We start from the raw sequence: 9,112 nt of genomic DNA on the forward strand, positions 1-9,112 counted from the left end.
GTATTAGTGATGTTAAAATTGAACTTGAAGAGATTATAGACTTTATAAAAAATCCAAAAAGATATAAAAGTTTTGGAGCTAGGATGCCTCGTGGTGTTCTTTTAGTTGGACCTCCCGGTGTAGGAAAAACAATGATAGCAAAGGCTGTAGCACATGAAGCTGGTGTTCCATTTTTCTATCAAAGTGGTGCTTCTTTTGTTCAGATATATGTAGGAATGGGGGCAAAGAGAGTTCATGAACTTTTTCACGCTGCTAAAAATAATGCACCTTCAATAATATTTATAGATGAAATAGATGCTGTTGGTAAAAAAAGAGATGGACAGAGAAATGATGAGCGTGAAGCTACACTAAATCAGCTTCTTACAGAGATGGATGGATTTGAAAGTCAAAGTGGTGTAATTGTTGTTGCTGCAACAAATAAGATAGATATTCTTGACTCAGCACTTCTTCGTGCTGGTAGGTTTGATAGAAGAGTTTTTGTTGAACTTCCTACAAAAAAAGAGAGAGCGTCTATTTTAGAAAAATATCTAGACAAAGTTCCACATGAATTAGATGTAATGGCAGTAGCTAATATGACTGTTGGTTTCAATGGTGCATCTTTGGCGGCACTTGTAAATGAAGCTGCACTTCTAGCTCTTAGACAAAATGATTTTCAAGTAAATATAGAACATTTTCATCAGGTTAAAGATAAGGTAATGTTTGGAAAGAAAAAACTTCAAATGTTAAGTGATAAACAAAAAGAGTATAGAATAACTTACCAAGCTGCAAAAGCAATCACAGCAACTTATTTTGACCTTCCTTTTGAGAAGTTAATGCTCTCAAATCAAAAATTAACACCAAGTGTAGATGAACCATTAATTAAGCATGAGTTAGAATCAAGAGTAAAAATGCTTCTCTCAGGAATAGTAGCATCTGATATAAAATTCAGTGAACATTCTAGTAGTGCTAAAGTAGATTTGGATGAAGCAAAAGAACTAGTGAATAAGATGCTACAAGAGTATGGTATGGGTTCATCGTTAATATCATTTGATGAAGAAAACATCACTTTAATGAATAGATTATACAATGAAACTAAATTGCTTTTAGAATCAATGAATGGTGCAATTATTGAAGTTGAAAATATTTTAAATGAAAGAGAAAGCATTACAAAAGTTGATGTAAAAAAAGAGATAGATGCAGTTCTTTAGTGGATTTTCTCTAAAAAATGAGTCTTATCTTTTCCAAGAGTATTTAAATAAATCTGACTACTCAGTATCAGGTTTTAGTTATGGTGCTATCAAAGCATTTAACTATGTTAATGAGCAGTTGGCATCTGGAAAAAGAGTTGATACTCTGCAATTAATCTCTCCTGCTTTTTTTCAAAGAAAAGCACAGAAGTTCAAAAAATTACAGTTATTAGCTTATTCTAAAAATGAATTGGCATATATGAATCAGTTTATGAATTCATGTTTTGAACCGTATGAGAAAAAAATAGTTGAGCATGTACAAACTACTAAAGAAGAACTAGAAGAACTGCTAAACTATGAATGGGATTTTGAAGCCTTGCAAATGCTTGTTGATAAAGGTGTAAAGTTAGAAGTTTATCTAGCGCAAGAAGATAAAGTTATAGATGTTAGAGGAGCTAAAGAGTTTTTTTTACAAGTATCAACTCTAACATATATTAAAAGTGCAAACCATTTTTTACAAACGAGTTAAGTAAAGTTTATTAAGTAGATTTATTAACTGATTTTTAAAACCAATAATAAATCTGCTCAGGAAACTAATATATAAATAAATGAGGAATTAATATGAGCAAAATAAGAATAGGCGTAATAACAGCAAGTGATAGAGCAAGTAAAGGTATCTATGAAGATATCTCTGGTGTAGCTATTCAAGATACAATGAAAGACTATTTAACTAGTGAATTTGAGATAGTTTATAGATGTATACCTGATGAGCAGGATGTACTTGAAGATACTATGAAAGAGCTTTGTGATGAAGCAGATTGTTGTTTAGTTGTAACAACCGGCGGAACAGGTCCAGCACTTAGGGATGTTACTCCTGAGGCTACTGAGAACGTATGTGAGAAGATGATGCCAGGATTTGGTGAACTAATGCGTCAAGTAAGCTTACAGTATGTTCCTACAGCGATACTTTCTCGTCAAACTGCAGGAATTAGAGGGAAGTCTCTTATTATAAATTTACCTGGAAAACCAAAGTCAATTCGTGAATGTTTAGATGCAGTCTTTCCAGCAGTTCCATATTGTATAGATTTACTTGAAGGTCCATTTATTGAGACTAACGAAGAAGTTATAAAAGCGTTTAGACCTAAAGCTAAGTAAGAAGAGATTTTCTTGGCTTGAAAAAGCCAAGCTTTTAGGAATGCTAGCCAATGGTATTCTCCACTATGAGTGGGCATAGCGCCCCAAGCGAAACAAAAGGGATGTGTTTTATTAGATAGAGAGTCTTATCCCAACTGGGCAGTGGTCAGAACCTTCTATATAATCTAAGATAAAGGCATCTTCTAGATTTTCGCACAAGTCTTCTGAGATAAAGAAATAATCTATTCTCCATCCTACATTTTTGAGTCTTGCAGATGAACGATAAGACCACCAACTATATCTGTCAATCTCATCGCCATTGACATATCTAAATGTATCAATATAACCATGATCAACAAGCTTATCCATCCACTCTCTTTCCATAGGTAAGAAGCCTGATTTTTTAGAGTTGGCTTTTGGATTTTTAAGGTCTATCTCTTTATGTGCAGTATTTACATCTCCACAAATAATAATTGATTTTCCATCTTCACGAAGTTTTTCACAATGAGATAAAAAATCATCGTAAAATTTCATCTTAAGTGAAAGTCTCTCTTCATCTTTTTGACCATTTGGAAAGTAAACATTAAAAAGAACTATATCTTCATAATGCGTTTCAACTATTCTACCTTCACTCATTGTGTCTATATCTTGACAAGTTGAGTTGTACTCGTTTTGAAGTGTACTCCAAGTCATCGTTCCACTATAGCCTTTTTTAGTAGCTGAGTTTACGATAACATCTTGATATTCTTTTTCAAACATGTCTTTTGGTACCTGTTCTTCAAGCGCTTTAATCTCTTGAAGACATAATATGTCTGGCTGACGTTCATCAATCCATTTAAGAGCTTCTTTGTTCGCTACAGCACGAATACCATTAACATTCCAAGAGATTATTTCTATAGAGTTACTCATGATATTAATCTAAAAAAGACAGATTAACTTTATGCTTGTTAATATTTTTCTCACCTTGGAGTAGTTGTACAAATTCTGCTTTAGTCACTACTGGTAATTCTATCTCTCTTCCAATTGTTTTTTCAATCTTTTTTTGCATAGCATCAAATATTGATAAATCATCTTCATCATTTACTATTAGAAAATCTGCATTGTTATCTTTAGCTTCTAAGAGTATATGTCCTGCTATATGATGTATAAGTTTTTTATTTGTACAGTAAGGAGGTAGTTCAAAGTTTTTAGACTCAAGTTCTATGTAGTTTGCTTTACTCTCAACTATAAGACTTTCAAAAGAGTTGTCACCTAAAGAGTTATAACAAGCAATATTGAAATTAGCAAAGTATTGTTTTATGCCATTATTTAAATCATATTCTTTATATTCTTTAGCAACGTAAACGATACTGTTTTTTTCACAGTAATCCATAGATAGCTTAAAAATAGCATCTTCACTATCTTTATATTCTATAATTCTATTTTCAAGAGATGTATGGTTTAATATACCATTTTCTTTATCACCAATTATCTTAAAAATTTTATTTTTATTTTCTGCTTGAGATTTGATAAGCTCTGATGCTAAGAGTAAAACATGATCACCAATATAATCTCTGTCTAAGTGTAATGTATTTGAAGCATAATATTCTAAAAGAAATTTCTTCTCTTTAATTAAACTCTCAATCTCTTTTTCTTCTAAAAAAGCACTTAAAATATACAGTTTATTTTTATAGTCATCTATGTCTATGATTAAATCATTTTTTGCTCTAAGTATACTAATTGGTTCTATTAATAATTCTTGATTTTTCTCTGTAATAAAGTCATTTGCTTGTGTGGTAGTTGGCGTAAATATATTATTCACTCTAAGATAAAACTTCTCTTCATCAAGAAAAGAAAAGTTTTCAATCTCATTGACTTTTTTTAAAAGATCACCGATTGTATCGCTTTGCATATTTTTTATTTTATAGCTTTTATAATACGGTAAGTAGTCTGTTTTACTGTCAAATTTGAAAAGTTTAATCTCTAGCATTAATTTACTCCAAGTATTTTTTTATTGTATTCTACAATTTTATTAATTTACTTTAGCATTTAATGGCTTAGTTTGGCTAGATAAAAGACTGAGTGTTACTATGGGGTAAAGTATTACTCCCTAGTAACACTTGGGAGTAATACTTTATACGAAATCAACTTTAGATACATGGTGTTGTAAACCTAGTTCTTTAGATGAGCAACCAAGTGCAAGACCAATCATTTGTTGCATATGCAGAACAGGAAGTTTAACTTCACGACCAATAGCTTTAGACGCATGATGTGTTTGTGTGTCAAGTTTTAAGTGACATAATGGACATGGTGTTACCATCCAATCGGCATTAGCATCCATCGCTCCAGCAATAGCATTACCAGTTAAAATAGAAGCAGTTTTTGGAGCCTGTAATTCTACGTGAAAACCACAACACTTATTTTTTTCTTCATAGTCAACTGTTTTACCACCACACGCAATAATTAAATCATCAAGTGAAGTAGGGCGGTAAGAACTTTCTAGAGTTTTTTTAGACTCATTATGAAGTTCTGATGGATGAATATTATGACAACCATAAAATGGTGCAATGTTAAACTGACTAAGCGGAGCTACTACCATGTCTTTAATTTTCTCAAGACCGACATCTTCTATGATGGCATATAAAAAATGAGTAATTTTAGAAGTATCTTTATACTCTAAATCAACTTCTTTAAGTTTTTCATTCACTCTATCTTTTAGTTCTGAGTTATTATCAAGACGATTTTTAGTCATCGCAGTATTGAGTTGACAAGTGTTACAAATAGTAACCATGGTTAGTTCGTGTTTTTCAGCATAAGCAATATTTCTAGCATTTAAAACCAGAGATAAAAAATCATCATAATCTTGTAAATGAGAAGCACCACAACATGAAGCTTCTGTAAGTTCAACAAGCTCTATATTTAGTTTCTGGGCTACTGCCATAGTTGATATCATCTGTTCTGGAGTACTCTGTTTAGCTGTACAACCAGTAAAAAGTGCATATTTTAATTTTTTCATATTTTACTCCTAGAACTTTGCAGTTGATGATGATTTAACTAATTTTTTGATTTTATCAAGCTTATCTGATTTTGGCATATTCCAAGGCATAATAATTTTGCCTTTTTTAAACATTTGTAGTGCAACTGGAATGTGTTTAATTATTGCTGGACCTTCAGAATATAGAACTAAGTTACCTTCATCTAGCAAACCATGCTTAGCGATAGAGTTTTTAAATCCAACTGCATGACGAGTAGCCACATTTGAAGTTGCAACACCTTCGTGAAATAACATTTGGTGTAGTTTAGTTATTTTATCTATTGGATTAACATCCTTTGGACAAACCTCTGCACACTCAAAACACTTAACACAGTCCCAAATACCTTGTTCCTCAGAATGAAGCTCTTGTAATCTTTCATCATGTGATTGATCTCGAACATCAGCTTCAAATCTATAAGCTTTTGCAAAAGCTGCAGGCCCTAAAAAACTTTCATTTATCTCAGTAACTGGGCAAGCATAATGACAAGCACCACACTGAATACATAAATCTGCTTCTAGTAGTTCCTCCGCTTCTGTAGGTGTAACTATATGCTCATGCTCTGGATGTTCTTGAACATCGGAAATTAGGTAAGGATGGATAGCATCATGCTTCTCCCAAAAATCACCTTTATCAATAATCATATCTTTTACTACACGTTTAATACTTAGCGGCTCAATAGTCAGTTTATTTCCAAAAAGCTCTATCATGTCAGTCATACTCTCTTTGCAAGCTAGAGTTGAACGACCATTTACTTTAATGGCACAAGCACCACAGATGCCGTGCCTACAGCTACGCCGGTAAGAAAAACTTCCATCGTGATCCCATTTGATTCTGTTTAATATATCTAATACAACCTCTCCAGAAGTTACATCCATATAATAATCTTCGTAATATGGAAGATAATCTTCATCGGCATTAAAACGAAATACTTTGAAGTTTACTTTTTGTGTAGTTATTTTATTTGTACTCATAAGTTCTCCTTAGTATGTTCTAGGCTTAACTTCATGTTTGCCAAGTGTAACATCCATATAATCAAGTTCAATGTTACCTTCTTCATCCATGCATGCCATAGTGTGTTTTAAGAAGTTTTCATCATCTCGAGAATCAAAATCTTCTCTATAATGAGCGCCACGACTCTCTTTTCTAGCAACTGCACTCTCAACAATAAATAAAGAGTAATCAAGCATATGACCAAACTCTATAGCTTCTTGAAGTTCAGTATTAAATACTTTTGATTTGTCTTTAATACGAATATTTTTAAACTTAATACGAAGTTCTTTAATTTTTACTATTGCAATATCTAAAGTTACTTCTGTTCTAAATGCTCCTGCATTGTCTGTCATGCACTGTTGAAGTTCTTCTCTAAGCTTAGCAATATTCTCTTCTCCATTATTAGTTAAAAGAAAATTTATTTCATCTAATGCAGTTTTAGCATCTGCTTGTGTTGCAGTTCGTAATTCAATACCGTCAATTTCTTTAACCATTGTTTTACCAACAAAACGACCAAATAATAAAGCTTCTAGTACGGAGTTTGCTCCAAGACGATTTGCCCCATGTACAGAGACACAAGAACACTCACCTGCAGCATAAAAACCTTCTATAGTTTCATTATTATTACGACGAACGTTACCAGCAATATTTACTGGAATACCGCCCATAGAGTAGTGGGCAGTTGCAGAGATTAAAATAGGCTCTTTAATCATGTCTAAACCTAAAAAAGTTATTGCTAAATCACGAAGTTCTGGAAGTCTCTGCATAATAATGTCACGTCCAAGATGAGTTACATCAATGTATACTGCATCTTTGTTTGGACCAACTCCACGTCCTTCTCTGCTCTCATTTAAGATTGCACGAGCAACAACATCACGAGAAGCAAGCTCCATTGCATTTGGAGCGTATCTCTTCATAAATCTTTCGCCATCAGAATTTAAAAGTTTTCCACCCTCACCACGAGCTGCCTCAGAAATTAAAACACCATTTCCGGCAAGACCAGATGGGTGAAACTGTACAAATTCCATATCTTCTAGTGGAAGACCGTGACGAGCAACAATAGAAAGACCATCCCCAGTATTTGCATGAGCATTAGAATTGATTTTATATGAACGAGCATAACCACCAGTTGCGAACATAACTGACTTAGCGTTAAAGATAACAGTTTGCATATCACGAATATTAAAAGCAACAATACCGCTAACTTTGCCATCTTTATAAATCAAATCAGCTGCGTACCATTCATCCCAGAACTTAACACCTGCACGATGAGCTTGCTCATAAATAGTTTGTAGAAGAGTTAACCCTGTTCTATCTTTTGCATAACATGCACGAGGAGAAGATTGACCACCAAAAGGTCTTTGAGCAATTTTCCCATCAGAAGTTCGGCTAAATGCCGCACCCATTCTTTTTACCCAACGGATAGTCTCAGGAGCTTTTTGACATAAAAATTCAACTGCATCTTGATCTGCTAGATAATCAGAACCTTTTACTGTGTCAAATTCGTGTAACTCAATGCTGTCTTCATCGCTAATCGCTGCATTAACACCACCTTGCGCTGCCCCTGAGTGACTTCTTAAAGGGTGTAGTTTAGTAACAACTGCAACTTTCTTTCCTGCTTTTTGTAATTCTCTAGCCGCTGCACAACCAGCTAGACCAGCGCCAACAACGATCGCATCGTACGTGTAGATAGGAATACTCATTAGCTCTCCTTCATTTTAGATATTTTTGATTATATCGTGAGGAGATTTTAATTTGTTACTATTTGGAACATAAATTAGTGATTTAAATGAAGAAAGTTACTTTTAGTAACTTTTATGTTAGAGCTCATGCTCCTCTAGGTTTCTGATTTGAGAAATTGTATTTTTACCTTTTTTCTTTGCATGTTGTAATACTTCTTTAGCTTGTCTAAGTGATTCATCTAAAGATTGATTATTTGGTTTGATTATAAAGCCACCACTTGCTGTAATAGTGATAGGGCTTCCACCAGGAGCTTTGAATTTGATTTCAGAGATACTCTGACGAATGATATCAATATCTTTAAAAGATTGCTCTTTAGAAGCTCTTGATATAACAACTGTGAACTGATTATAGTCTGTTCTAGCTATTACATCAGTAGCTTGTTCATGAAGAGATATAGTAAAAGCAACTTTTTTTAGAACAGCCTGTGTGAACTCTTGAGAGAATGCTCTTTTTTGTTTAGAAAAATTATCTATTTCAAAGATAGTAACAGATGTGAAATTACTATCTTTCATACCTTTTTTATGACCGTAAGAACTTAGCATACCCTTATGGTTATTTATCTGAGTAACAGGGTCTAGCATAGCCGGATTGTCGGTTAAAACAGGTTTTCTATTCATTCTAAGTTTAATAGCGTCTGCTTCTTCTGAGAAAATCTCATAATCTTTTTTATTTTTATCAATAGCATATAAATGCAAAACATCTGTGTATATTGAGTTTAGTCTTCGTCTATACCAAAATGTAGTTAGAAATGTTAGTATAAATGCAAATACAGTTATTTTTTCAAGTACGTGAAACTTCTCTTCATTATAAGAAATATTTTTAATGATCATGGCATCTAAAAATGTGTTTATTGAGAAAAAAGCATTTTTAAGTTTTTGATTTTTTTCTTCTTCATTTGTAAGATTTTCTATATAGTATTTATGAGCAGATTCATTGAAACTAGTAGTTAGTTTTGATAGGTTGTCAAGGTCAGATAGAAACTCCTCAGAATTTCCTAATAAAAACTTTCCAGTATAGTCATACTTATTTAAATTACGTAGTTTTTCAATCTCATGGTGCAGTTGA

The 9,112-nt window shown here is 33.0% G+C and carries 9 protein-coding genes; 3 read left to right on the top strand and 6 right to left on the bottom strand.

All coding sequences use genetic code 11. From position 1 onward, the window contains the following. From QZZ48_RS10250 to mog, 3 genes are all read left to right on the top strand, one after another. The coding region (locus QZZ48_RS10250) for an AAA family ATPase (RefSeq protein ID WP_294965270.1) at positions 1 to 1,187 on the top strand (1,187 nt) is incomplete at its 5' end. After that, positions 1,174 to 1,695 (top strand): pimelyl-ACP methyl ester esterase BioV, encoded by a 522-nt coding sequence (gene bioV, locus QZZ48_RS10255; RefSeq protein ID WP_294965274.1) that lies wholly within the window; start codon positions 1,174 to 1,176, stop codon positions 1,693 to 1,695. The genes QZZ48_RS10250 and bioV, both read left to right, overlap by 14 nt. Positions 1,696 to 1,787: 92 nt before the next feature. Further along, positions 1,788 to 2,321: a molybdopterin adenylyltransferase gene (mog, locus tag QZZ48_RS10260; RefSeq protein ID WP_294965276.1), complete on the top strand. Its 534-nt coding sequence runs from the start codon at positions 1,788 to 1,790 to the stop codon at positions 2,319 to 2,321. A gap of 111 nt (positions 2,322 to 2,432) precedes the next feature. On the opposite strand, the gene QZZ48_RS10265 is transcribed toward mog, so the two are convergent. The 6 genes from QZZ48_RS10265 to QZZ48_RS10290 all read right to left on the bottom strand — a co-directional run. Next, positions 2,433 to 3,209 carry an exodeoxyribonuclease III gene (locus QZZ48_RS10265; RefSeq protein ID WP_294965281.1) on the bottom strand — a complete coding sequence of 259 codons (777 nt, stop codon included), beginning with the start codon at positions 3,207 to 3,209 and terminating at the stop codon, positions 2,433 to 2,435. A 4-nt stretch (positions 3,210 to 3,213) separates the two neighbouring features. Beyond that, positions 3,214 to 4,269: a DUF5644 domain-containing protein gene (locus QZZ48_RS10270; protein WP_294965283.1), complete on the bottom strand. Its 1,056-nt coding sequence runs from the start codon at positions 4,267 to 4,269 to the stop codon at positions 3,214 to 3,216. Positions 4,270 to 4,413: 144 nt separating this feature from the next. Further along, entirely contained in the window at positions 4,414 to 5,295 is an 882-nt protein-coding gene (locus QZZ48_RS10275; protein ID WP_294965286.1) for a CoB--CoM heterodisulfide reductase iron-sulfur subunit B family protein, read from the bottom strand. Positions 5,296 to 5,304: 9 nt separating this feature from the next. Next, positions 5,305 to 6,285 (bottom strand): succinate dehydrogenase/fumarate reductase iron-sulfur subunit, encoded by a 981-nt coding sequence (sdhB, locus tag QZZ48_RS10280; protein WP_294965289.1) that lies wholly within the window; start codon positions 6,283 to 6,285, stop codon positions 5,305 to 5,307. A gap of 9 nt (positions 6,286 to 6,294) precedes the next feature. Then, complete coding sequence (sdhA, locus tag QZZ48_RS10285; protein ID WP_294965292.1) at positions 6,295 to 8,007, bottom strand: succinate dehydrogenase flavoprotein subunit; 1,713 nt, start codon at positions 8,005 to 8,007, stop codon at positions 6,295 to 6,297. 117 nt (positions 8,008 to 8,124) lie between these two features. Beyond that, positions 8,125 to 9,112: GGDEF domain-containing protein (locus QZZ48_RS10290; protein WP_294965294.1), on the bottom strand; the 988-nt coding region annotated here is incomplete at its 5' end.

The sequence above is a fragment of the Sulfurimonas sp. genome, from assembly GCF_016744025.1.
Lineage (GTDB): Bacteria > Campylobacterota > Campylobacteria > Campylobacterales > Sulfurimonadaceae > Sulfurimonas.